Source organism: Rhodococcus mengyinensis (genome assembly GCF_048381435.1).
GTDB lineage: Bacteria > Actinomycetota > Actinomycetes > Mycobacteriales > Mycobacteriaceae > Rhodococcus_F > Rhodococcus_F opacus_D.
This window is the reverse complement of sequence record NZ_JBLWIT010000148.1, coordinates 36,956-58,427: the sequence shown is the minus strand read 5'-3', so window position 1 is coordinate 58,427 and position 21,472 is coordinate 36,956. Positions and strand designations below refer to the sequence as shown.

The window sequence follows — 21,472 nt, the reverse complement described above, 5'->3', positions numbered from 1 at the left end:
GTCCTGCGGTACCTCGGGCGCAGGCCGGACTGGAATGCCTGACAGGTCAGGTGCGACGCAGCCCGTCGAACGTCAGCTCGACGACGGCGTCCGCCAGGTCGGCGACCGTCCCGCCGGTGCGCGGACGGTACCACTCGATCAGCGAGTTGACCGTGCCGAACACGAGCCGGCTGGTGAGCGCGGGATCGATGCCTGGCCGCAGGTCTCCCTCTTCCGCCGCCGCGACGACGAGATCGCTGACGAACGCGTCGAACTCGCGGCGGCGGGCGAGCGCGCGACGCTCCACCGCGGTGTTGCCGCGAACGCGCAGCAGGAGCGTCACGTAGGGAAGCTCGGCGGCGAGGACCTCGACGCTGCGGCGGACGAGGTATTCGAGACGGTCGATGTACCTGCCGCTTGTGGCCTTCTCCTCGGTGGTGACCGCGAAGAGGGCGTTGAGCGCCCGCGACAGTGCCAGTTCGAGGAGCTCCGACTTCCCGGACACGTGGTGATAGATCGACGACTTCGTGATTCCCAGGCGCTGGGCCAGCACCTCCATGCTGGTGCCGTCGTAACCCTTGTCGTTGAAGACCTTGACTGCGACGGCGAGCAGCGAGTCGAGGTCGTAGCCGGGACGTCCGGGCGATCCGGTCTTCCGTGCGGGGCGTGCCGTAGTCATGCGCGCAATCCTTCCAGGTGCAGAACTCCACCGCATCGGTGCGCCGACATACACGGTAGCCGACCGAAGGTTCGGTTGAGGCGAGAATACCGCGACGGACGCGTCGGCGGTGAACCACGTATGACGTCCGAATCAGGCGCCGGTGGCCTGGGTCCGGCCCTCCTTGCGGGCCTTCGCCAACCCCCGCCGGGCCAGAAAACCGTTGGCGAGGAGCAGGAGGGTCTTGTTCGGCGGCGCCGCGAACCCGGTCTGGGTATGGGGTGCGTACAGCGCCTCGGTGCCCGTGACCTCGATCCAGCCGGAGTTCTGACGCGACTCGAGTCCGACGAGCTGGGCGCGATAGGCGTGGGCGAGCAGCCCTGCGCGGCGGCCGCCCTGCGGCACTCCTGCGGGCACCGTCAGGCGCACGCCCTCGCTGCTCGCAGAACTCACGTCGACCGGTACGACGGCCGGATATCCGTCCGCCTGACGGTAGGCGAGCAGCCGGTGCGACAGCTTCGCCGCGCGTTCCCCGGTCTTGGCCGCATCCACGCGGGGGCCGGTGCCCTTCTTCGGCGGGGGCTGGGGTTCCGCGTCCACCGCGGGTAACGGTGCGCCGAACACCTCGGGCGGGCCGGTCAGGTGCAGGTCGGGCCAGGCGATGACACGTGTCACCGTGACCGTCACCGGTACCCGGTCGGAGTAGTACGCGCTGAGCCATCGGTCCCAGAACACGCCTCGGCGTGGCTCGCCCGCGTAGGGGACCGAGCGTCGGCCGATCTCGTCGAGCAGTTCCGGGTCGGGGGTGGGATCGAACGTCGCGTCTCCCTGCACGAGCACATAGCGCTGATTGGTGGAGTCGCCAATCCCGTGCTCGCGGGCGTGGTAGGCGAGCGCGACCCGGGGCTCACCGGTGATGCGTTCGAGCTTGCGGCCGAACCCCAGTGAGGTGGTGAAGCCGACCGTTCCCCGCTCGCGGTCGCGCAGCCCGAGGGGCGCCACCGCTGTCACCACGGCCCCGCCTGCGGGCGTGATGTACGCGAACCCGCAGGTCAGATCGCCGCCGATGACGTCATCGACCTCGTCCGACCAGGTGACCGGCATGAGTCGAGCCTACTCAGCCGATGCGGCACCGGGCCAGTGCTCGGGGGTTGACGACACCCCGGAGTGAATATATCTTCACTTGAAGTGAGTAGTGACTCACAAATAGTGATCGTGTATTCAACACGGCATCGAGGAGCATCCATGGACCTGACACTGACCGCGGAGCAGAAGGTGTTCCGGCAGCTGGCCCGCGACTTCTTGAACAAGGAGGTCGTCCCACACCGCGCTGCGTGGGACCGCGCCGAATCGGTCGACACCGCGATCGTCGAGAAGCTCGCCGACATCGGCTTCTTCGGCATGACCATTCCGGAGGAGTACGGCGGCCTCGGCGGCGACTACATCACGTACTGCCTCGGCATGGAGGAACTCGGCCGGGCGGACTCCGCGGTCCGGGGCATCGTGTCGGTGTCGATGGGGCTCGTGGGCAAAGTGATCCTGTCGCACGGCACCGAGGATCAGAAGCACGAATGGCTTCCCCGCATCGCGTCCGGTGAGGCGCTCGCCTGTTTCGGGCTCACCGAGCCCGACAACGGTTCCGACCCCGGCAACCTGAAGACCAAGGCGGTACGCAGCGGCGACGACTACGTCATCAACGGTTCCAAGATCTTCATCACCAACGGCACGTGGGCGAAGTTGTGCCTGGTGTTCGCGCGCACCGGAGGTCCGGGGCCCAAAGGGGTTTCGGCCTTTCTGGTTCCGACGGACACCCCGGGGTTCGACTCGCGCGAGATCCACGGGAAGCTCGGATTGCGCGGGCAGGCGACGGCCGAATTGTCCTTCACGGACGTGCGCGTACCGGCGGGTTGCCTGCTCGGATCCGAGGGGCAGGGTTTCTCCATCGCGATGCACTCACTGGACAAGGGGCGCGTCTCGGTGGGTGCGGGTTGCGTCGGAATCATTCAGGGCTGCCTCGAGGCCGCCGTCGACTACTCCCGCGAGCGCACGCAGTTCGACCGTCCGCTCGCCTCGTTCCAACTCGTGCAGGACCTGATCGCCGACATGTCCGTCGACGCCGACGCGGGGCGGCTGCTCACCTGGCGGGCGGCCGACCTGATCGAGCGCGGTGAACCGTTCGGGACGGCAGCGTCCAAGGCGAAATACTTCTGCAGCGAGGCCGCGGTTCGTGCCGCCAACAACGCAATTCAGATCTTCGGGGGGTACGGGTATGTCGACGAATATCCCGTCGCCAAGTACATGCGTGACGCGCGGGTGATGACGCTCTACGAGGGTACCAGTCAGATCCAGAAACTGCTGATCGGCCGTGCGGAGACCGGGGTCAGCGCCTTCCTCTAGCGCCACCGAGCGTCGAGTGACCCTTGACACCCACTTCGGCGTGAATACACATTCATTTACATCGAATCGATATTCATACTTCATGAACATGCCCTCATTGCACAGTCCAGGAGAGGAATCACCGTGACCGACTACGAAGACATCACCTACGAGGTCGACGGCCCGGCTGCCGTCGTGACGATCAACCGACCCGCGCGCTACAACGCCTTTCGTGGCCAGACCGTCGAGGAGCTGATCAAGGCATTCCGCTCGGCGTGGGCCGACAACGCGGTGCAGGCGATCATCCTCACCGGTGCGGGGGAGAAGGCGTTCTGCACCGGCGGCGACGTCAAGCAGCGCGCGGAGACCGGCGACTACGGCCCGACCGAGAGCGGAATGTTCGAGATCGGCAACCTGCACAAGCTGATCCGCGACGTCCCCAAGCCCGTCATCGCGGCGGTGAACGGAATCGCGGTCGGCGGGGGGCATGTGCTCCATGTGCTCTGCGACCTCACCATCGCGTCCGAGACCGCGAAGTTCGGCCAGGCGGGTCCCCGCGTCGGTTCGTTCGATGCAGGCTTCGGGTCCGCGTTCCTGGCGCGAGTCGTAGGCGAGAAGCGCGCCCGGGAGATCTGGTACCTCTGCCGCCAGTACGACGCCGTCACCGCGGAACGGTGGGGCCTGGTCAACTGGGTGGTCCCCGCCGACCGACTGCTCGACGAGGCCAAGGCCGTCGCCGCGGAGATCGCCGAGAAGAGCCCCACCACCCTGCGTTTCCTGAAGCAGTCGTTCAACGCCGACACCGATCACCAGGCCGGACTGAGCAACCTCGCAATGTCTGCGCTGGACCTGTTCATGCACTCGCCCGAGGGTCTCGAGGGTGCGGCGGCGTTCGCGGAGAAGCGCAAGCCCGATTTCACCAAGTACGTGAACGCCTGAGTCCGACAGCACGGGAAGTGGGAAAAACCATGAGCAACACCATCGCAGTGGTCACCGGCGCAGGATCCGGCATCGGCCGGGCCATCGCCCTCGCGCTCGCCGAGCAGGGCGACACGGTGGTCGTCGCCGACCTCGACCTGCAGGCCGCGGAGAAGACGGCAGCCGAACGGCCCGACCGGCTCTTTCCGATGACCGTCGACGTCGCCGACCGGGCGCAGGTCGACGCCCTGCGCGACCGGGTGAGGGCCGAGGTCGGCGTCGCGAACGTCCTCGTCAACGCGGCGGGATGGGACCGCACCGACCAGTTCCTCAACGCCACGACCGAATTCGCGGAGAAGGTCGTCGCCATCAACTACCTCGGGCCCGTGCACATGTGCAGTGCGTTCCTCCCCGGCATGGTGGAGGCGGGGAACGGCGGGCGCGTCGTCAACCTCGCGAGCGATGCCGGCCGTGTCGGCAGTGCGGGGGAGAGCATCTACGCCGGTGCGAAGGGGGGCGTGATCGCGCTGTCGAAGTCGCTCGCCCGGGAGATGGCCCGATACCGCATCAACGTCAACTGCGTGTGCCCCGGCCCGACCGACACCCCGCTGTTCCAGGCTCAGGCCGAGAAGCTCAAAGAGGCTCTGGTGAAGGCCATTCCGTTCCGGCGGCTCGCCCGCCCGGAGGAAGTGGCGGCGCCGGTCCTGTTCTTCGCGTCCGAATCCGCATCGTTCATCACGGGCCAGGTGATCAGCGTCAGCGGTGGCCTCACCATGGCCGGCTGACCGGGTACCGGGACGGAGGACTCATCATGACGTACACATACGATGCCCACGCCTATCGTCAGTACTTCGAGCACGACTTCACCTATCTGAACGGCTTCCGGCGCAACACCCACCGGTATGCCGATCGACTCGCGATGCAGTCCCCGTCGACCGGCGAGAGCTGGACGTACGCCGAACTCGGCGATCGCGTCGACCGGCTCGCCACCGGGCTCGCCCGCGCCGGCGTCGCACCGGGCGACGTCGTGGCCTACCAGTTGTTCAACGGTCCCGAATTCGCCCAGCTGTACCTGGCCGGGCAGGCCTGCGATGCGGTCGGAGCGCCGATGAACTTCCGTCTCGCATCCGGGGAGACGGCGTGCATCCTCGACGCGAACCGCCCCACGGTGTTCGTCTACGACACCGAGATCGGCGAGATGGTGCGGGACGCCTTGTCGCGCGCCACACACAAACCCGCTCTCGTCGTCGCCGTCGGACCCGGAGAACCGCTGCCGAGAAACGGGTTCGAGGTGATCCGGTTCGACGAACTCGTGGCAGAGTCGGCGTCGCCGCCGAACGTGAGTCGCACGGTGTGGGACGAAACCACACGGCTGTTCACGTCCGGAACCACCGGCATGCCCAAGGGGGTTCCGCTGAACAGCATGATCGAGATCTTCAGCGCCCACGACGTGATCATGCACTTCCCGCTGACAGCGGAAGACAAGACCCTGAACATGACTCCGTGGTTCCACCGCGGCGGACTGTACTGCGCCGGGCCGAATCCCACGTTCTATCTCGGCGCCTCGCTGGTGGCGCAGCGCAGCTTCGACGCCGACGTGACCCTCGACTATGTCGAGGAATACGGGCTGACGTTCCTGATCGGTGCCCCGACCAACCTGGCGATGCTCGCTCGCGCACAGGAGAAGAAGCCCCGGGACCTGTCGACCCTCGACGGCATCGTGACGATGGGCGCGCCCCTCGAACGGGAAGCGGCACTGCACTATCAGAAGGTGCTGAATCCCCGCATCTTCAACGGGTACGGCAGCACCGAGGGATTCTGGAACACCTTTCTCCGGCCCACCGATCTGCCGGAGATGGCCGGGACCGCCGGGCGGGCCTGCATCGACGACGACGTCGCCGTGGTCAGGCTGTTCGACGACCGCCTCGCCGACGCTCACGAGACGGTAGCCAAGGACGGCACCGAGATCGGTGAGGTCATCGTCCGCTCACCGAAGGGCGCCAACGCCTACTTCGACGCCCCGGAACAGGAGAGGCAGAAATTCCGGAACGGCTGGCTCCACATCGGCGATCTGGCCACGTGGGACGACAAGGAGTTCGTGACGATCGTCGGCCGCAAGGACGACATGCTCCTGTCCGGCGGCGAGAACGTGCACCCCGTGCAGATCGAGGAAGCACTGGGCGAACATCCGTCGGTCACGGATTCGCTGGTGGTCGGGGTTCCCGACGACAAGTGGGGGCAGGTCGTCGTCGCGTACGTCGTCACCACCGCACCGGTCCCGTCCGCGGACGATCTGGACGACTTCTGCCGCAGGCACCCGATGCTGTCGCAGTTCAAGCGCCCCCGCGCCTACCGCTTCGTGGAGTCACTGCCCATGTCGGCGACGGGAAAGAAGTTGCATTACAAGGCCACCGATACCGCGCGCCGGGAATTCGAGAGCGGGGCATTCGTGGTCCCGAGTGCCCGCGCACCCCACACCCTCAGTTCGTAAAGGACACCGTCATGACCATCGAATTCGAGTCCGAGCACCACCAGTTCCGGGACAGTGTCCGCAGCTTCGTGCGCGAGCGGATCGTCCCGCGGCACGAGCAGTGGGAAAGTGAAAGCTGCCTCGACCCGGCACTGTTCACCGACGCGGGTAAGCAGGGGCTGCTCGGTTTCCCGGTTCCCGAAGCCTACGGTGGCCCCGGCGTCGAGGACTTCCGTTACAACGCGATCGTCGTCGACGAGGTCAGTCGCGCGGGCGCCGCCGCCGCGGGCATCGCGTTCTCCCTGCAGAACGACGTCGTGCTGCCATACCTGACGGACATGACGACCGAGGAGCAGAAAGCACGCTGGCTTCCCGGAACCGTCACCGGTGAAACGATTCTCGGCATCGCGATGACCGAGCCGGGCACCGGCAGCGACCTCACCGGGATCCGCACCACGGCAGTGCGCGACGGCGACCATTACGTGGTGAACGGCAGCAAGACGTTCATCTCCAACGGTCAGAACGGCACGCTCTTCGTCGTCGCCGTGCGCACGTCTGCGGACAAACACATGGGGCTCTCGCTGCTCGTCGTCGAATCGGACACACCGGGGTTCTCCCGGGGCCGCAACCTCGAGAAGATCGGGCTGCACGCCCAGGACACGAGCGAGCTGACGTTCACCGACATGCGCGTGCCGGTCGCCAACCTCCTCGGCGAGGAGGGGCAGGGTTTCTATCAGCTCGTCCACAATCTGCCGCAGGAGCGCCTGTCATTGTCCGTCGGCGCGGTCTCGGCCGCCGAGGGCGTGCTCGAGCAGACCCTGGAATACGTGAAGGAACGCAGCGCCTTCGGAAAGGCGATCGCCGGTTTCCAGAACACCCAGTTCGTTCTCGCGGAACTGGCCACGGAACTCGATCTGGCCCGCACGTATCTCGACGACTGCATCCGGCAGCACGTATGCGGAGAGCTGACCCCGGCCCGTGCGGCGCGGCTCAAGTGGTGGACCACCGAACTGCAGGTTCGCGTCGCCGACCGCTGCCTGCAGTTGCACGGCGGCTACGGGTACATGCGCGAGTACGCGGTGGCGCGCGCGTTCGTGGACGCCCGGATCCAGACGATCTACGGCGGTACCACCGAGATCATGAAGACCATCGTGGCGAAGGATCTCGGTATCTGACGCGGGCCGGACTGCGGTTCCGGCCCCGCGCGGGATACTGTGAATACTCGTTCACCGCAGGTTCTGCCAGCAAGGAGAGGTCATCTGTCATGGCGAAGGACACGTCCGCCGTTTCACTCGACGAAGCCGTCCGCGCCGTCCGCGTCAGCTCGAGGCGACGCCAGGTGCTCGACGCCGCGGTCACGGTGATGCAGCGGACCGGCTTCCACCAGATGTCCATGCAGGCACTGGCCGACGAGGCCCAGGTGAGTGTCGGACTGATCTACAAGTACTTCGGTGGCAAGGAGGACATCCTCCTCGCCACGATCGTCGACATCCTCGACGCCTTCCGCGATCAGCTCGAGCCCGCGATGGACGCAGCGGGCACCGACCCCGTCGAGCGGCTGGTGGCCGGGTTCCGGCGCTATGTGGAGATCGTCGACGAGAATCTGGATGCCGTCGTGCTGACGTACCGGGAGAGTCGGACACTCGACCAGGATGGGCGTGAGCGAATCAAGGAACTCGAGGTGGCGACGTCCAAGCCGCTCCACGACGCCCTCGACGCCGCGATTGCCGCGGGTATCGCGAGCGATCTCGACGTCGACCTGACGACGTTCGACATGATGATGCTCGCGCACGGGTGGGCGCTCAAGCACTGGCACTTCGCTGCCCGCTACACGGTGGACCAATACGTTACGGCGCAAACACGATTCATTCTCCGCGCCGTGCTGTCGGACCGGAGCGCCGCCGCGTACCGACACCTGACGGAGTGACCGCGCATACGCTGGCCGGATGACCAGATGGCGGTTCGACGGGGAGATCACGGGCCTGGGTACCGGTTCGGGCGTGCGCATCGTCGTCGGACACTGGTCGCGATCGCCGCTCGGTGAGTTCACGGATGTCATGGTCGAACTCGCCGACGGTCACCGCGTGCTCCTCGCCCCGTCGGACGCGGTCCGCGACTTCGTCACCGCGACGTACGTCTTCGACGAAACCGTGATCTCGCCTGTGCGGCGCTCGCGCTCCGGCGGCACTCGGACTGTCGAGGCCGGGGACCTGCGCGTGAGCGTCGAGGTCGGCGCCCGCACCGCGCTCGGGCGCCTGCTGAACCTGATCCCGCGGGCCGTCGCGAGTGCACCGTGGTTCTGTGTGGTCAGCGACCCGATCGCCCGCGCCGCTCTCCGTGGTGTGCGCACCCGTGGCACCGCAGGCAACGGGCGTCGCGAGTACTACGGCGCCGTCGATCAGCGGCGGCTGGTGGGAATGTCCGCATCCTGGCGCGGCCGGGACCTCGGCCCGCTGCGGCCCGTGGATCCGCCCGTCCGCTTCGGGTTCGGCTCGACGCCGCGGACCCCGGCTGTCACCTCGATCGTCACCACCATCGTCGACTAGTCGAAGAGGGTGGGGGCCTCTCCCGGCTGTTCCCGGTCGGCCGGTTCGACCTCACCGGCCGGGCTCGTCGCCTTGTGCACCACGGACAGGGTGGTCGTCCGAACCGAGAGCCGATGTCCGTCGGGATGCTGCAGCGACGCCATGCCCTTGCTGAGCTCGACCACCAGCCAGGGACCGGCGTGACCGGACGCCTGCACCAGATCGCCCACCTGTATCTGTACGGCTACCACCGCTTCCTCCCAAGGTTTACTGCATCGGCCTAGGCCCAGCGTAGCGACATCGGCGGGTGTCAGCCGAGTGACGGGAACTCGATCGGGTGAGACCGGACAGGCAGCTCGATATGATGCTCATCGAGGTCTGTCCGCGAACCCCACGACTGATCCGAGCATGCACGATGACGCGAAAGTGGTCACGGCGGTCAATCGGAGCGCTGTCCCGGCGCGGCGCGGCGTCCCCCCGGGCGGCTTTCGATTCGGACGCGCGCCAACTGCCTGCGCGTCTGATATCGCTCCTGGTGCGACCGACCACCCCTCCGTTGTGGTTGGGGATCGTGGTCGCCGCCACCGTGATCACCGTGGAGACCGTTGTGGTGCATCAGCTGAACAAGGTGGCACCGCAGAACGCCTTCGGTGCGGTGTTCCTGCTCGGGGTTCTGGTGGTCTCGGCTCGGTGGGGATTCGCGCTGTCGGTGCTGACGACAGTGGTGAGCGCCGTCATCTACGTCTACTTTCACCTGCAGGTGGAGGGCACGCTGCTTCCGGCCAAACCCGGCGACTGGGTAGCCGTCGTGGTGTTCCTGCCCGTCGCGCTGGTGGCCAACCTCATGGCGGGCCAGGCCAGATTGCGCACCGCGGAAGCGGTTCTGCGCCGCCGGGAGGCGGAGGCGAGCCGGGACGAACTCGCGATCCTCGCCGAACACCAAGCCGCACTGCGCCGGGTGGCGACATTGGCGGCCCGTGGGGAGAGCCCCTCCGAGGTGTTCACGGCGGTGGCCGAAGAACTCGCGCTCTGGCTGCATGTGGTCGACGCCGTGCTGATTCGCTACGAGGGAGACGGAACCGGGACATTGGTCGCTGTTCGATACGAGCCGGGGGAAACTCGGATGCCCGTCACCGGAGACACGATCTCGACGGAGGGCGACGACGTCGGGGCGATCGTATTGCGCACCGGCCACGGCGCCAGGATCGACAACCACGCACACGTCGGTGGGGCAGTTGCCACCCGCATTCGTGCGGAAGGCTTCGGATCGATCGTGGGAGTCCCGATCGTCGTGGACAAACGGGTGTGGGGCGCCGCGATCGTCGGATCGCGGCGCACCGAGCCGCTGCCCGCGGACACCGAGACCCGACTCGGTGACTTCGCCGATCTCGTCGCGACCGCGATCGCCAATGCTGCGACCCGTGCCGAACTGATCGCCTCGCGGGCCAGGATCGTCGCGGCCGCCGACGACGCGCGGCGTCGCCTGGAACGTAACCTGCACGATGGGGCCCAGCAGCGGCTGGTGTCGCTGGGACTCGAGGTGCGGTTGGCGGAGGCGTCGGTGCCGGCCGAGTGGGTGGACGTGCGGGAGCAGCTGTCGGCCATCGCGTCGGGGCTCACAGGCGTGTCGGAGGATCTGCGGGAACTCTCGCACGGAATCCATCCGGCGATCCTGTCGAAGGGCGGGCTGGGATCGGCGGTGCGGACGCTGGCTCGTCGTTCCGCAGTCCCCGTCGCTCTCGATGTCGCGATCGAGGGCCGGTTCACCGAATCGGTCGAGGTGGCCGCCTATTATGTGGTCGCCGAGGCGCTCACCAATGCCGCCAAGCACGCCCACGCCTCCGAGGTCGATGTGTCCCTGCGGGCGGAGGACGGCACTCTGCACGTGGTGATCGGGGACGACGGCGTCGGCGGTGCCTCGTCCGGTGCGGGCTCCGGGCTCATGGGACTACAGGACCGTGTCGAGGCACTCGGCGGCCACATGCAGATCACGAGCCCGCCCGGTCAGGGGACCACGCTGGACATCACCATCCCGGTCGCCGGCGAGTGACCGGGAGGATTTACCTGCTAGCGGGAATGCGTACCGGCAGGTACCCGGTCGACCATGGACCACATGGTGTTGCAACTCGGTCGTCTACGGTGCGTGATCGTCGACGACAGCCCACGTTTTCTGGACATTGCCCGGCGACTGCTCGAGCAGCAGGGGATCCCGGTGGTCGGTACGGCGTCGAACACTGCCGACGCGGTCCGGTCGGCCACGGAGTTGCAGCCCGACGTCATCCTCGTCGACGTCGAACTCGGACCGGAGAGCGGATTCGACCTCGCGGAGCGGCTCCACGACGAGGCGCACCCGGCCGCGGTGATCCTGATTTCCACCCACGCCGAGCAGGACCTGGCGGAGTTGATCTCCGGGAGCCCCGCGGTGGGCTTCGTGTCGAAGTCCGATCTGTCGTCCGATGCCATCCGGGATGTGCTCCGCGCCGGTGACGGAACCGAAGGGGAGCGGGTGGCCCCGGTCAGCGGGCCTCGAGGAAGGTGACGACCGCGAGTACTCGTCGGTGATCGTCGCCGGTCTCCGGGAGGTTCAGTTTGGTGAGGATGCTGCGCACGTGTTTCTCGACGGTGCCCTCGGTGACCCACAGCCGGCGGGCGATGCCGGCATTGGAACGTCCTTCCGCCATGAGGGCCAGTACCTCCCGCTCCCGCGCACTGAGTGCGGCGAGCGGGTCGTTGCGCCTGCGGGCGGAGACCAACTCCTGCACCAGCGCGGGGTCGACGACGGACGACCCCGCGGCGATGCGCTGGAGAGTATCGATGAAATCGTCCACGTCGGTGATCCGGCTCTTGAGCAGGTAGCCGATTCCCCGGCCGCTGGCCAGTAGCTCCATCGCGTGTTCGACGTCGGCGTGCGCCGACAGGACCAGGATGCCGACTTCGGGGAATTCGTCGCGGATCGCCCGGGCTGCGTCGAGCCCTTCGGTGGTGTGGGTCGGGGGCATCCGGATATCGACCATCACCAGGTCGGGCGCTCGCGCCCGGACCAGGTCGAGGAGTGTGGTTGCGTCGCCGGCCTGGTCCAGGACGTCGAAGCCGGAGCGCGTGAGCAAGCTCGCCACACCCTCGCGGAGCAGGACGTCGTCTTCGGCCAGGATCACGCGCAGCCTGGTCGGCGCCGGACGGGTCTCCGAACTTGCCGGTGCCCGAGCCGACTGTGGGTGTTCGCGGGCGTGGTCGTCGCCGGTGTCGGTGGGCACGGCCATGTCGTCGACGGTCAGGCCGTGGCGGCGTTGGATCCGCCGCAGTTCCTGCCCGAACTCGGCGGCGGTCGCGGGACGATCCTCGGTGTTGCCCGCCATCGCATGGTTGACGGCGGAGCGCACGTCGGCGGGTATGTCGGTCTGCGTGGCACCGGGCAACGTTCCGTCGGTGGTCTGCGGCACCTGAGTGGCCGTCTGCTCGGCTCGGGGGGCGTGACCGTTGAGCGCGCACAGCAGCGTGGCCCCGAGGCTGTAGAGATCCGACGCCGGTGTGGGGGTCTGTCCCTGGAGTACCTCGGGTGCGGTGAACGCGGGGGAACCGGAGATGAGGCCGGTGGCGGTCTCGAAGCCACCCGAGATTCGCGCGATGCCGAAGTCGGTGAGTTGAGGCTCCCCGTATTCGGTGAGCAGGATGTTCGCGGGCTTGATGTCGCGGTGGAGGGTGCCTCGTCGGTGTGCCGTCTCGAGTGCCCCGGCGATCTTGACCCCGATGTGCAGCGACTCCTGCCAGCTCAGCGGGCCCGCCTCGCGGATCAGCGCGTTGAGGGAATCGCGCGGGTGGTACTGCATCACGATGTAGGGTGCGCCCGATTCCGTGGTGCCGCTCTGGAAGATGCTGACGATGTTGGGATGCCCGGACAGTTTGCCCATGGCGTGCTGTTCGCGGAGAAATCGGTCGAGATTGTCCGAGTCGAGTGCGGCGGCAGTGAGCACCTTGATGGCAACAGTGCGCTCGAGGGAGCGCTGCCAGCAGCGGTAGACCGCTCCGAAACCGCCACGTCCGACTTCGTGGGCATCGTCGAAGCCGGCCGCGGCCAGCTCTACCGCAATCGTCCCGAGCGGATCGGACCGCGTCGCCGGAGGATGGAATTCGGCCATCGTCGACCCCGAGTTTCGCCGTCCGTGAGAAAAGAAAAGCGCGCGATCACCGTCGAAGTGACCGACTTCGAGAATACGTCATCGGTGCCGGGCCCGACATGCCATGACGCGGCCTCGCACACATCGAGCGGTCATGGAATTGCAGCTACCTGGAAGACCGAGATTGGCGCTGGTGGCATCCGGAAGCTCCTGCTGGCAGTGGCGACGCCGGGCCCCGTTTCCACGACGATTTACATCAATGGTCGTTCGATCATCAACCCATCACCTGCACCGCACAAGTCGGTGCGGCACAGAAAGAAAATGAAGGTGAGAACAATGAGCAAGTTCGCACTCCGCGCGGCGGTCGCCGTAGCCGCAATCGCACCCCTGGTCGCCCTCGGTGCCGGAACTGCTTCCGCCGCAACAGTACCCGATGTGGCTACTCCTGCCGCCCGCGTCGTGCCGGATGCGGGTCCTGTGACGGACCTTCCGGATTCGGGTTTCCCGTGGGGCTGGCCGGGAACGACCGGGCCTATCGGACCCGGACGCGAGGATGTGGGGCCCTTCCACGGCGGGTTCGGCGAATTCGGCGGCTTCGGTCACTTCGGTCACTTCGGTCACTTCGGCGGCCACGGTGGGTTCTAGCCGGCCTCGGCGCCCGGCCGGATCGTGCCCATCGCCGCCGCGGCGCTGAAGTCCATCGACCTCGTGACGGACGGCATGCCTGTCACCAACCGAAAGGATCACGGTCCGCCCCGGGTACCCACGTGTTGCCGGGGCCGGTCCACTGACGCCGTTTGATCATCTTGCGGGCGGCCCGGTGATTGCGTCCGATGAGCCGGTCGAGGTAGAGATGCCCGGCGAGATGGTCGGTTTCGTGCTGCAGGCAGCGGGCCAGGTAACCGGTGCCCTCGACGGAGATCGGGTTGTTGTCGATGTCCACGCCGACCACTCGCGCCCAGTCGGCCCGGCCCGTCGGGTAACGCTCGCCCGGAACGGAGAGGCATCCCTCGAGGTCGTCCGGGTCGGGCATGGTCTCGGGCAGAGGTGAAGTCTCGAGTACCGGATTGATGACGTGCCCTCGATGCCGTCGGGTGTCGTCGATCAGGTCGTACACGAAGATCGCTCTCGGGTCTCCGACTTGGTTGGCGGCCAGGCCGGCCCCGTGAGCTGCGGTGTTGGTCTCGTAGAGGTCGTCGACGAAGGCGGCGAGTGCGCTGTCGAACGCGGTGACCGGCACCGCTGGTGTGGTCAGTCTGGTGTCTCCGGCAATGAGGATCGGTCGAATAGCCATGCGAAAGAGAGTACTCAAATATGAGTACTCCGGTAGAACTGATGGCATGAATCCCACGCGGCTGTTCGTCCTCGGCGCTCTCGCCAAGCGGGGACCCATGCACGGTCACCAGCTGCGTCGCGACGCGCGTCTGGATCGAGCCGAATTGTGGTCACAGGTGAAGCCCGGGTCGCTCTACGGTGCGTTGCATCGGCTCGCGGACGAGGGTCTGATCCGGCCGTTGCGAACAGAGCAGGACGGTGCGCTGCCCGCCAGAACCGTGTACGAGATCACGGCGGAAGGCGCCAGGGAGCTTCGAGTGCTTCGTGACGAGGCGTTCACCGAGTTCGAACTCAAACCGGACCCCGTCGACCTCGCCCTGGCTGTGAGCGCGGATCTCGACCGAGAAGTACTTCGCGGCTACGTCGAGGACCGCATCGCGGTCCTCGCGGCACGCGAGCTGCAGTTCGATCACCAGCTCGATCGTCGATGGCCCGACCAGAGTGCGGCGGACGATCTCATCGTCGCCCACGCCAAGATGCGCATCCAGACCGAGATCGCCTGGCACAAGAAAGTGCTCGCCGACATCGACAAGCTGGAGGCACGGTGATCCGCGGAGGGGAGGAACCGGTCAACGGCGGCTGTCGGAGCGGAGTCGGCGGGCGTGCCGCCTGCGGTCGGCTTCGGTCATCCCGCCCCAGATTCCGTACGGTTCGTCGGCTGCCAGGGCGTGGTCGCGGCACTGGGCGAGCACAGGGCAGTCCTGGCAGATCTGCTGGGCGTTCGCTTCGCGACGGGCGCGGGCATGACCGCGCTCGCCGTCGGGAGAGAAGAACACCGACGATGCGACCCCGCGGCACGAGGCCAGCTCGCGCCAGTCCTCGGCATCGGGTGCGGCCACGGGGGCCGGTGTTCGTGACGTTTCTGCCAACAGCACTTCGGTCCTTCCGTTCCCGCCCGTGGAACAGAACCGCGTGGCGGGAAACAGATATCGATGTTCTTCGTGTGAGCGTCGGTATCGGTTACGAGCTATCCCGTTAACAAACCGGACGGCCTGTTTAAGGGTATACCGGACGACCACACGACTGCGCCACTGGGTCGGATGTCCAGTGGTGCGGCGGTGCATCGACGTGCTTGCGGACGGATTGACGAGTGTGTCGGGAGTGGCTTCCGAGGTCGTTAACGTTGCACGGCGGAGTCGAGGAGTGGAACCACCTGTCCCAGTGCCCAATCGAGGCTGGGCGGTGAGGGGAAGGCGATCGACTGCGCCAGCGTCGGTGCCAGCGGCACGTATGCGCCGCGCTCGACAGCGCCGAGCGACTGGAATGCCGGCTGCTGTTCCACACTCTCCAACGCGCCATTGGAACTCGTCGCCAGGATGAGATCGGCATCGGTGTCGGCGAGCAGTTCATTGCTGATCTGGGCTCGCCCGGGGATATTGCTGACAGGTTGCGCCGTGGCGAACGGGGTCAGCGTCAAACCCAATTGGTCCAGGAATTTCGCTCCGGCGTCGTCGGTCGAATTGACGACGTACGTCGAGTCGGGCTGCGGTCCCACGAAGAAGGTGTAGGTCTTGCCGTCGAGGGCGGGGTGGGCGGCGGCGGCGTCGTCGATAGCCGATTCGGTCTGCGCCACCACGTCGTCTCCCTGCGAGGAGATACCGAGCGCGGCGGCGATCGTCTGCGTCGCGTCTTGCCAGGTCTCGGCCGAGGGGGTGTCGGCATAGTGCACGACGGGAGCCAGTTCCGAGAGTTGGCTGTACTGAGTGTCGAGCCCGAATGACTTGGTGGCGACGATGAGATCAGGAGCCTGTGCGGCGACTTCTTCGACCGAGACATTGGTGTTGACACCCTGGAGAATGGCCGGGTGGGCGTCCCCGAGACTATCCGCCGTCCACGGCTGCACGCCCGACTCGTTCGGCGCCTTCCCGATTGCGACCGGAGTCACGCCGAGCGACAGCAGAATGTCGGCGTCGGTCCAGCTCAACGCGACGACGCGGTCCGGGCGCTCGTCGATCGTCGCCGACCCCAGCGCGCCCGTCGTGGTCACGGGGAAGGCATCACTGCTCGCGGAGGTCGCGGGTGAGTCCGTCTCGGATGACGCGCACCCGGCGACCACCGTTCCGACCAAGAGAACCGCCGCCATGATCCCTGCAACCCGCATCCGTCACTCCTCACCTCGCCACGACGTTGTAAGGGCAGGCTAACCGCTCCGGGGAATGGCGCAAGCCGGATTCCGCGATGCAGGTCATGGACGGGCCGCGACGACGAGCGATGCCATCGCCCTCAGTCCTTCGTGCGTGGGGTGCAGGGGCATCGTGAACGATCGGGGGACGAGGCCTTCGAACCACCGTAGATCGGATCCAGCGCACGCGTCGTGCCCCACCGCGGCGGCGGCCACGTCGACGAAGTACGCGCCGTTACTCCGTGCCGCGCCGGCGAGAACGCTGTTCATACTCACGAAGAACTGCACCACGAAGGCGGCGTCAGCATCGCTCGTGGGGATATAGGGCCAGCAACCGCGGTCGCCGAAGATGCCGCCGTGCCCCACCAGCAGCACGGTCGCAGCGGGGGCCTTCTCGGTGATCGCAGCCAGGGTGGCGGACACCTTCGGGCCGAGCACGGTGAGAGCGTCGTTCATGCGCCGTGCCGTGGTGGCGTCGGAGCGACAGGTCGCGTCGAGCCCCGGGGCGAGCGTGTAGCAGGGCTCCACCAACGATGACCACGCGATGTCGTTTCCCCCGATGCTGACGGTGACGAGCGTCGTGTCCGGCCGGAGTGCCCCGATCTGCGGTGGTTGCGGTCCGGTGATGGTGAATTGTGGTGTTTCCGTGATGTTTTCGGTCTTTGCTGCCGCGCACGCCCTGCTGACGTACGATTCCGCGTGCAGGGTGTCGGCGACGATCTGCGGGTACGCGTCGGATGTGCGGAAACAGCCGTCTCGAATCGACAGCGGGTCGTGAGGCGACCCGGTGGCCCGCGAATCACCCAACGCGACGTACCGGATGGCGGAGTCCGGCGCGGCGTCGGCAATGGCGACGTGCGACCACGGGAGTGCGAGCGCCACCACGCACCCGGCGAGGACCGCCGACAGCGCCGACTTCACGGGAACGCTTCGAGGACGACCGGATGGTGTGGGACCGGCGGGTTTTTCGTCATCACTCATCTTATTTCCGCGCACCGGATATCGCCTGACTTCGACGGACTCGGCTCCATGCGAGTCTGCGAAAGTCGCGGACTTCGCGTCACGCTGAGTCCAATCGGTGACATCCATCGCCGCGTTGTTGAAGGCTGAACTAAGACTTCCGACGATCAAGGAGCCACACCATGTCTCGTGAACTGCACCTCGCCGGCTTCCTCATCGCCTCGCACGTCACCCACTCCCACGCCGCGTGGCGGCACCCGGCGTCGGAGACCGACTACCTCGGACCCGATTACTACCGGCGCGTGGCGCAGACACTCGAACGCGGAAAGTTCGACTTCCTGTTCTTCGCCGATCTCCTCGCCACACCCGTTCGATACGGCAACGACATCCGTGTCCCGCTGAGCAGTGGAACGCAGGCGTCGGCAACCATCGACCCCTCGCTGGTGGCGGCGGGCCTGGCCAACGTAACCGAGAAGATCGGTCTGGCGATCACCAAGTCCACCACCTACTTCCACCCGTTCGAGGTGGCGCGGATCTTCGCCACCCTCGACCACCTGTCCCGGGGCCGGGCGGGCTGGAACGTCGTCACCTCGCTCAATCAGGCGGAGGCCCAGAACTTCGGCATCGAGAACCACCTCGGTCACGACGAGCGGTACGACCGCGCCCAGGAATTCCTGGAGGTCGCATTCAAGCTCTGGGGGAGCTGGGATCGTGACGCCCTGGTGCAGGACAAGGCGTCGGGTGTGTTCGCCGATCCCGACAAGGTGCGCACCGTCGACCACGAGGGCGAGTGGTTCAAGACGCGCGGACCGTTGACGGTGCCGCACTCACCGCAGAGCCGTCCCGTGATCATCCAGGCCGGGTCCTCCTCGGTCGGTAAGGACTTCGCTGCCCGCTGGGCGGAGGCGATCTTCGAGATCGACCCGACGAGTGAGGGCCGCAAGGCCTACTACGACGACGTGAAGTCGCGTGCATCGAACTTCGGGCGCAACCCCGACGACATCAAGATCTTCCCGTCGTTCGTGCCGTTCGTCGGGGAGACCGAGTCGATCGCACGGGAGAAGCAGGCGTTCCACAACGAACTCGCCGACCCCACCTCCGGCCTGATCACGTTGTCGGTGCACACCGATCACGACTTCTCGCAGTACGACCTCGACGCCCCGATCGAGGATGTCGTCGTGCCGGGCACCCAGGGGTTGTTCGACGTCGCGCGCCGGCTCAGCGTCGAGGACGACCTCACGTTGCGCGACATCGGCAAGCTGTATGCCCAGGGTGTGCTGCTGCCGCAGTTCGTCGGGACGGCGTCGCAGATCGCCGATCAGATCGAGGAAGGATTCCTCGGCGGGGAGGCGGACGGGTACATCCTGTCCGCGGCCCAGGCGCCGGGGTCGTTCGACGACTTCGTCGACCTCGTCGTTCCCGAGTTGCAGCGGCGTGGACTCTTCCGCACCGACTACACCGGAAGCACCCTGCGCGACCACCTCGGTCTGGGCGGCGCGAGTCTCACTCCCGCACCGCGCGGAGTGGCCGTCGGCGCCTGACGTCGGCGGCTACCTCGCCGGGTGGGATCTGAGCGCTATGCCATCAGCGGTGCCAGCCGCTCCGCGTGCTCCCGCAGCGACGGGACGTGGCGCAGCATGAGGTGTTCGTGATCGACGTGTCCCGACAGGGCCAGGCTGCCGACGAGCGACCCCGTTCCGGACCGGACGGGGACGGCCACGCAGGCCGACGCGTCCCGGAGCTCGGCGAGTTGGGTGGCGAAGCCCTGGCTTCGGATCAGGTCCAAATTCGCGAGGAGTTCGCTCCGCGCGACGATCGTGCGGGCCGTCAGCGCCCGCGGCTCCCAACGCGGAATCACGGATTCGAGTTCCGACTTCTCCGCGAGAAGGAGTTTGCCGACTGCGCACGCGTAGAGGTGCTGGTTGAGAAACGATTCGTCCTCCGGCGGCGGGTATTCGGGGTCGGCGTCGGCCGTGCGGACGGCGACGTTGGTGTAGTAGAACAGGTGGACCCCGAAGCGCACCGACAGTCGCAGTTCGGCGAGAACCTCACGCGCCGCCGCACACACGGTGGGCACGACGGCGGCGTCGACGAGGATCCCGATCTTCTGGCCCAGCGCGAACCCGGACAGATCGGGGAGCCGCACCACATAGCCTTCGCCGACGAGAATGTTGAGCAGTCGATACGTGGTCGCCGACGGCATCGACAGGCGGGCCGCGATGTCTTTCGCGGTCACACCCGAGCCGGCGCGGGCCACTTCCTCGAGCACCCGCAGCGCGCTGGTGACGGCCTTCGGCTGCCGCCCCGACAGGGCCCTGTCGTCGGGGCTCACCGGCGGACCTCCCACGGGCGGTACCGGCCCAGCAGGTCGTCGGCCACGGCCTCGTCGTACACACCCATCCGTTCTCCGATTCCGGGGGATCTCCTGGCGCGGATCGCGAAGACCGCGGCGCCGACAAGCATCAGAAGCACGTAGACGGCGGTCGCCGCGCCCGCGACATATGTGCGCGAGAACGCCGCCCACCCGACGAGGGCGACCATCGCCGTCGCCGTCAGCACGCCGACGATCAGGGGAAGCCGAGTCAGTTCGCCGATCCGCCGGAGGAACGCCGGCGTCGCGACGCACAGCAGGACGTACGCGAGGACGTAACCGTGGGCGGACACGGCGAGGAGTCCGATCAGGACGTCGCGGCTCGAACCGCTGACGAACAGGTAGAGGACGGGCACCGCGACCACGACCGGCATCGCCGCCGTCAATGCCACGTGCGGAGTGTGGAACCGGTGGTGCGTCCGGCCGAACACGCTCGGAACCACCCCTTCGCGGCCCATCGCGAACAGGGTGCGCGACAGCGCCGTCGTCGAACCGAGGACGCACGCGAACCAGGAGGCGGTGATGCCGAGTTCCATGACGATCGACAGCGCCGACGAACCTGCGCCGGACGTGTCGGGCAGCGTGAGGACGATCGGCAGCGAGTCGACTCCCTGCCGCACCGGCTCCGGCAACTGCAGGGCGGCCGCGAACACGTACAGAACGCCCAGCGCGATGGGGGTCCACCGGATGGCGCGCGGGACGGCGACGAACGGGTTGCGGGCTTCCCGCGCCACCGTGCCCGCACTCTCGAATCCGACGAACGACGTGATCGCGAGCAGCACGGCGAACCCGACCGCGGATCCTGACTTCGCGCCGCCCGCGGACGGGGTCGCGCCCTCGCGGACCGATTGCACGAACGCGACCACCAGCGCGGCGGAGGCGGCCACGATTGCGAAGACCTCGATGGCGAGCATGATCCGCGCCGACAATTGCACGCCCCGGACCATGAGGAGAAGGGCGAGCAGTCCGACGATCGCCGCGAGGACCGCGATGAGGGGCGACCCCGCCGGAAGCCCGACTCGGCCGAGCAGCGCGGCGAGGTAACTCGCGGCACCGAGTGTGCTCGCCATGGCCGCGGCCGCGTAGCCGACGAGCAGCGACCAGCCCCCGCCGAAACCGGGCACCGCCCCAAGTCCCTTCACGATGTAGCTGTAGAGACCGCTGACGGCCACCATCCGGGTGGCGAACTGTCCGATGCAGTAGCCGACCGCCGTCATCAGAATCGCCGCCGCGACGAACACCGCAATGGTCGCCCGGCCCGCGTCGGGTATGACGAGAGCAGGCAGCGTGACCATCACGGCCGACGGTGCGACCGCGGAAACGGACTGCCCGAGCACTTGGACGAAACTCAGACGCGCCCGCTCGAGACCGGCGACCGGTGATCTACTTCTGATTCTCGGTGTACCGGACACCACGCACCTGCTCTCCACACTTTCCGGCCGGCCCCGCGCGAGTGATCAACCCGGGGCTGCATGAGTTGCACGCTAGCGCAGGAGACGAGCGCGATGCGCCGATCGGAATTAATTTTCGATCACCTCGAATGAGAATGGCCGGAGAATTCGTTCCCGATTCCGGAGCCTGCGCCGGCGCACACGGCGGATCAGCTGCACCAACCCGAAAAGCCGGAATGAGAATCGGCGCCG

22 protein-coding genes are annotated in these 21,472 nt (G+C 67.1%); 12 read left to right on the top strand and 10 right to left on the bottom strand.

The window, feature by feature from the left end:
* Window positions 1-46 precede the first annotated feature (46 nt).
* Both ACNJ7E_RS38450 and ACNJ7E_RS38445 read right to left on the bottom strand, forming a co-directional pair.
* Window positions 47-658, bottom strand: a complete 612-nt coding sequence (locus ACNJ7E_RS38450) for a TetR/AcrR family transcriptional regulator (RefSeq protein WP_005250938.1) — start codon at window positions 656-658, stop codon at window positions 47-49.
* Between the two features lie 132 nt (window positions 659-790).
* Window positions 791-1,741, bottom strand: coding sequence for a hypothetical protein (locus tag ACNJ7E_RS38445; protein ID WP_280781306.1), 951 nt, complete (start codon window positions 1,739-1,741; stop codon window positions 791-793).
* Window positions 1,742-1,882: 141 nt separating this feature from the next.
* Between ACNJ7E_RS38445 and ACNJ7E_RS38440 the strand changes: the two genes are divergently transcribed.
* The 7 genes from ACNJ7E_RS38440 to ACNJ7E_RS38410 all read left to right on the top strand — a co-directional run bounded on the left by ACNJ7E_RS38440 (window position 1,883) and on the right by ACNJ7E_RS38410 (window position 8,947).
* Window positions 1,883-3,034, top strand: a complete 1,152-nt coding sequence (locus ACNJ7E_RS38440) for an acyl-CoA dehydrogenase family protein (RefSeq protein ID WP_418342283.1) — start codon at window positions 1,883-1,885, stop codon at window positions 3,032-3,034.
* A 123-nt stretch (window positions 3,035-3,157) separates the two neighbouring features.
* A complete protein-coding gene (locus ACNJ7E_RS38435; RefSeq protein WP_418342282.1) occupies window positions 3,158-3,952 on the top strand; it encodes an enoyl-CoA hydratase-related protein in 795 nt (264 codons plus the stop codon).
* Window positions 3,953-3,981: 29 nt separating this feature from the next.
* Window positions 3,982-4,716, top strand: coding sequence for an SDR family NAD(P)-dependent oxidoreductase (locus ACNJ7E_RS38430; RefSeq protein WP_280781309.1), 735 nt, complete (start codon window positions 3,982-3,984; stop codon window positions 4,714-4,716).
* 26 nt (window positions 4,717-4,742) lie between these two features.
* Complete coding sequence (locus ACNJ7E_RS38425) at window positions 4,743-6,422, top strand: class I adenylate-forming enzyme family protein (protein ID WP_283351421.1); 1,680 nt, start codon at window positions 4,743-4,745, stop codon at window positions 6,420-6,422.
* Between the two features lie 11 nt (window positions 6,423-6,433).
* A complete protein-coding gene (locus ACNJ7E_RS38420; RefSeq protein ID WP_418342281.1) occupies window positions 6,434-7,576 on the top strand; it encodes an acyl-CoA dehydrogenase family protein in 1,143 nt (380 codons plus the stop codon).
* An 89-nt stretch (window positions 7,577-7,665) separates the two neighbouring features.
* Entirely contained in the window at window positions 7,666-8,328 is a 663-nt protein-coding gene (locus ACNJ7E_RS38415) for a TetR/AcrR family transcriptional regulator (RefSeq protein WP_280781311.1), read from the top strand.
* Window positions 8,329-8,347: 19 nt separating this feature from the next.
* Window positions 8,348-8,947, top strand: a complete 600-nt coding sequence (locus ACNJ7E_RS38410; RefSeq protein WP_280781312.1) for a condensation domain-containing protein — start codon at window positions 8,348-8,350, stop codon at window positions 8,945-8,947.
* Here ACNJ7E_RS38410 and ACNJ7E_RS38405 read toward each other — a convergent pair.
* The gene (locus ACNJ7E_RS38405) at window positions 8,944-9,177 is read right to left on the bottom strand and encodes a hypothetical protein (protein WP_280781313.1); all 234 of its coding nucleotides are present in this window, start codon (window positions 9,175-9,177) and stop codon (window positions 8,944-8,946) included. The genes ACNJ7E_RS38410 and ACNJ7E_RS38405 overlap by 4 nt on opposite strands.
* Before the next feature lie 257 nt (window positions 9,178-9,434).
* Between ACNJ7E_RS38405 and ACNJ7E_RS38400 the strand changes: the two genes are divergently transcribed.
* Window positions 9,435-10,976, top strand: a complete 1,542-nt coding sequence (locus ACNJ7E_RS38400) for a GAF domain-containing sensor histidine kinase (protein WP_418342391.1) — start codon at window positions 9,435-9,437, stop codon at window positions 10,974-10,976.
* Between the two features lie 54 nt (window positions 10,977-11,030).
* The gene (locus ACNJ7E_RS38395) at window positions 11,031-11,465 is read left to right on the top strand and encodes a response regulator transcription factor (protein ID WP_280781314.1); all 435 of its coding nucleotides are present in this window, start codon (window positions 11,031-11,033) and stop codon (window positions 11,463-11,465) included.
* On the opposite strand, the gene ACNJ7E_RS38390 is transcribed toward ACNJ7E_RS38395, so the two are convergent.
* Entirely contained in the window at window positions 11,443-13,062 is a 1,620-nt protein-coding gene (locus tag ACNJ7E_RS38390; protein WP_418342280.1) for a protein kinase domain-containing protein, read from the bottom strand. The two genes, ACNJ7E_RS38395 and ACNJ7E_RS38390, sit on opposite strands and share 23 nt — an antisense overlap.
* Window positions 13,063-13,086: 24 nt before the next feature.
* On the opposite strand from ACNJ7E_RS38390, the gene ACNJ7E_RS38385 reads away from it, so the two are divergent.
* The gene (locus ACNJ7E_RS38385) at window positions 13,087-13,686 is read left to right on the top strand and encodes a hypothetical protein (RefSeq protein ID WP_317569026.1); all 600 of its coding nucleotides are present in this window, start codon (window positions 13,087-13,089) and stop codon (window positions 13,684-13,686) included.
* Window positions 13,687-13,768: 82 nt separating this feature from the next.
* On the opposite strand, the gene ACNJ7E_RS38380 is transcribed toward ACNJ7E_RS38385, so the two are convergent.
* Window positions 13,769-14,335, bottom strand: a complete 567-nt coding sequence (locus ACNJ7E_RS38380; RefSeq protein WP_280781316.1) for a peptide deformylase — start codon at window positions 14,333-14,335, stop codon at window positions 13,769-13,771.
* Window positions 14,336-14,381: 46 nt separating this feature from the next.
* On the opposite strand from ACNJ7E_RS38380, the gene ACNJ7E_RS38375 reads away from it, so the two are divergent.
* Window positions 14,382-14,924: a PadR family transcriptional regulator gene (locus tag ACNJ7E_RS38375; RefSeq protein WP_280781317.1), complete on the top strand. Its 543-nt coding sequence runs from the start codon at window positions 14,382-14,384 to the stop codon at window positions 14,922-14,924.
* A gap of 21 nt (window positions 14,925-14,945) precedes the next feature.
* On the opposite strand, the gene ACNJ7E_RS38370 is transcribed toward ACNJ7E_RS38375, so the two are convergent.
* The 3 genes from ACNJ7E_RS38370 to ACNJ7E_RS38360 form a co-directional block, all read right to left on the bottom strand.
* Window positions 14,946-15,251 (bottom strand): WhiB family transcriptional regulator, encoded by a 306-nt coding sequence (locus tag ACNJ7E_RS38370; protein ID WP_280781318.1) that lies wholly within the window; start codon window positions 15,249-15,251, stop codon window positions 14,946-14,948.
* Between the two features lie 242 nt (window positions 15,252-15,493).
* Complete coding sequence (locus ACNJ7E_RS38365; protein ID WP_280781319.1) at window positions 15,494-16,477, bottom strand: ABC transporter substrate-binding protein; 984 nt, start codon at window positions 16,475-16,477, stop codon at window positions 15,494-15,496.
* An 84-nt stretch (window positions 16,478-16,561) separates the two neighbouring features.
* Window positions 16,562-17,419 carry an SGNH/GDSL hydrolase family protein gene (locus tag ACNJ7E_RS38360; protein ID WP_280781368.1) on the bottom strand — a complete coding sequence of 286 codons (858 nt, stop codon included), beginning with the start codon at window positions 17,417-17,419 and terminating at the stop codon, window positions 16,562-16,564.
* Between the two features lie 221 nt (window positions 17,420-17,640).
* On the opposite strand from ACNJ7E_RS38360, the gene ACNJ7E_RS38355 reads away from it, so the two are divergent.
* Window positions 17,641-18,999, top strand: a complete 1,359-nt coding sequence (locus tag ACNJ7E_RS38355; protein ID WP_418342279.1) for an LLM class flavin-dependent oxidoreductase — start codon at window positions 17,641-17,643, stop codon at window positions 18,997-18,999.
* Window positions 19,000-19,034: 35 nt separating this feature from the next.
* On the opposite strand, the gene ACNJ7E_RS38350 is transcribed toward ACNJ7E_RS38355, so the two are convergent.
* Window positions 19,035-19,790 (bottom strand): IclR family transcriptional regulator, encoded by a 756-nt coding sequence (locus tag ACNJ7E_RS38350; protein WP_283332002.1) that lies wholly within the window; start codon window positions 19,788-19,790, stop codon window positions 19,035-19,037.
* Window positions 19,787-21,241, bottom strand: coding sequence for an APC family permease (locus ACNJ7E_RS38345; protein WP_280781322.1), 1,455 nt, complete (start codon window positions 21,239-21,241; stop codon window positions 19,787-19,789). The genes ACNJ7E_RS38350 and ACNJ7E_RS38345 overlap by 4 nt, the downstream gene beginning before the upstream one ends.
* Window positions 21,242-21,472: the final 231 nt, after the last annotated feature.

What these genes read in the sequence shown, in the direction of transcription:
- ACNJ7E_RS38450 (WP_005250938.1), bottom strand. Translation starts at nt 658, where the DNA reads ATGACTACGGCACGCCCCGCACGGAAGACCGGATCGCCCGGACGTCCC.
- ACNJ7E_RS38445 (WP_280781306.1), bottom strand. Translation starts at nt 1,741, where the DNA reads ATGCCGGTCACCTGGTCGGACGAGGTCGATGACGTCATCGGCGGCGAT.
- ACNJ7E_RS38440 (WP_418342283.1), top strand. Translation starts at nt 1,883, where the DNA reads ATGGACCTGACACTGACCGCGGAGCAGAAGGTGTTCCGGCAGCTGGCC.
- ACNJ7E_RS38430 (WP_280781309.1), top strand. Translation starts at nt 3,982, where the DNA reads ATGAGCAACACCATCGCAGTGGTCACCGGCGCAGGATCCGGCATCGGC.
- ACNJ7E_RS38425 (WP_283351421.1), top strand. Translation starts at nt 4,743, where the DNA reads ATGACGTACACATACGATGCCCACGCCTATCGTCAGTACTTCGAGCAC.
- ACNJ7E_RS38420 (WP_418342281.1), top strand. Translation starts at nt 6,434, where the DNA reads ATGACCATCGAATTCGAGTCCGAGCACCACCAGTTCCGGGACAGTGTC.
- ACNJ7E_RS38415 (WP_280781311.1), top strand. Translation starts at nt 7,666, where the DNA reads ATGGCGAAGGACACGTCCGCCGTTTCACTCGACGAAGCCGTCCGCGCC.
- ACNJ7E_RS38410 (WP_280781312.1), top strand. Translation starts at nt 8,348, where the DNA reads ATGACCAGATGGCGGTTCGACGGGGAGATCACGGGCCTGGGTACCGGT.
- ACNJ7E_RS38395 (WP_280781314.1), top strand. Translation starts at nt 11,031, where the DNA reads ATGGACCACATGGTGTTGCAACTCGGTCGTCTACGGTGCGTGATCGTC.
- ACNJ7E_RS38390 (WP_418342280.1), bottom strand. Translation starts at nt 13,062, where the DNA reads ATGGCCGAATTCCATCCTCCGGCGACGCGGTCCGATCCGCTCGGGACG.
- ACNJ7E_RS38380 (WP_280781316.1), bottom strand. Translation starts at nt 14,335, where the DNA reads ATGGCTATTCGACCGATCCTCATTGCCGGAGACACCAGACTGACCACA.
- ACNJ7E_RS38375 (WP_280781317.1), top strand. Translation starts at nt 14,382, where the DNA reads ATGAATCCCACGCGGCTGTTCGTCCTCGGCGCTCTCGCCAAGCGGGGA.
- ACNJ7E_RS38365 (WP_280781319.1), bottom strand. Translation starts at nt 16,477, where the DNA reads ATGCGGGTTGCAGGGATCATGGCGGCGGTTCTCTTGGTCGGAACGGTG.
- ACNJ7E_RS38355 (WP_418342279.1), top strand. Translation starts at nt 17,641, where the DNA reads ATGTCTCGTGAACTGCACCTCGCCGGCTTCCTCATCGCCTCGCACGTC.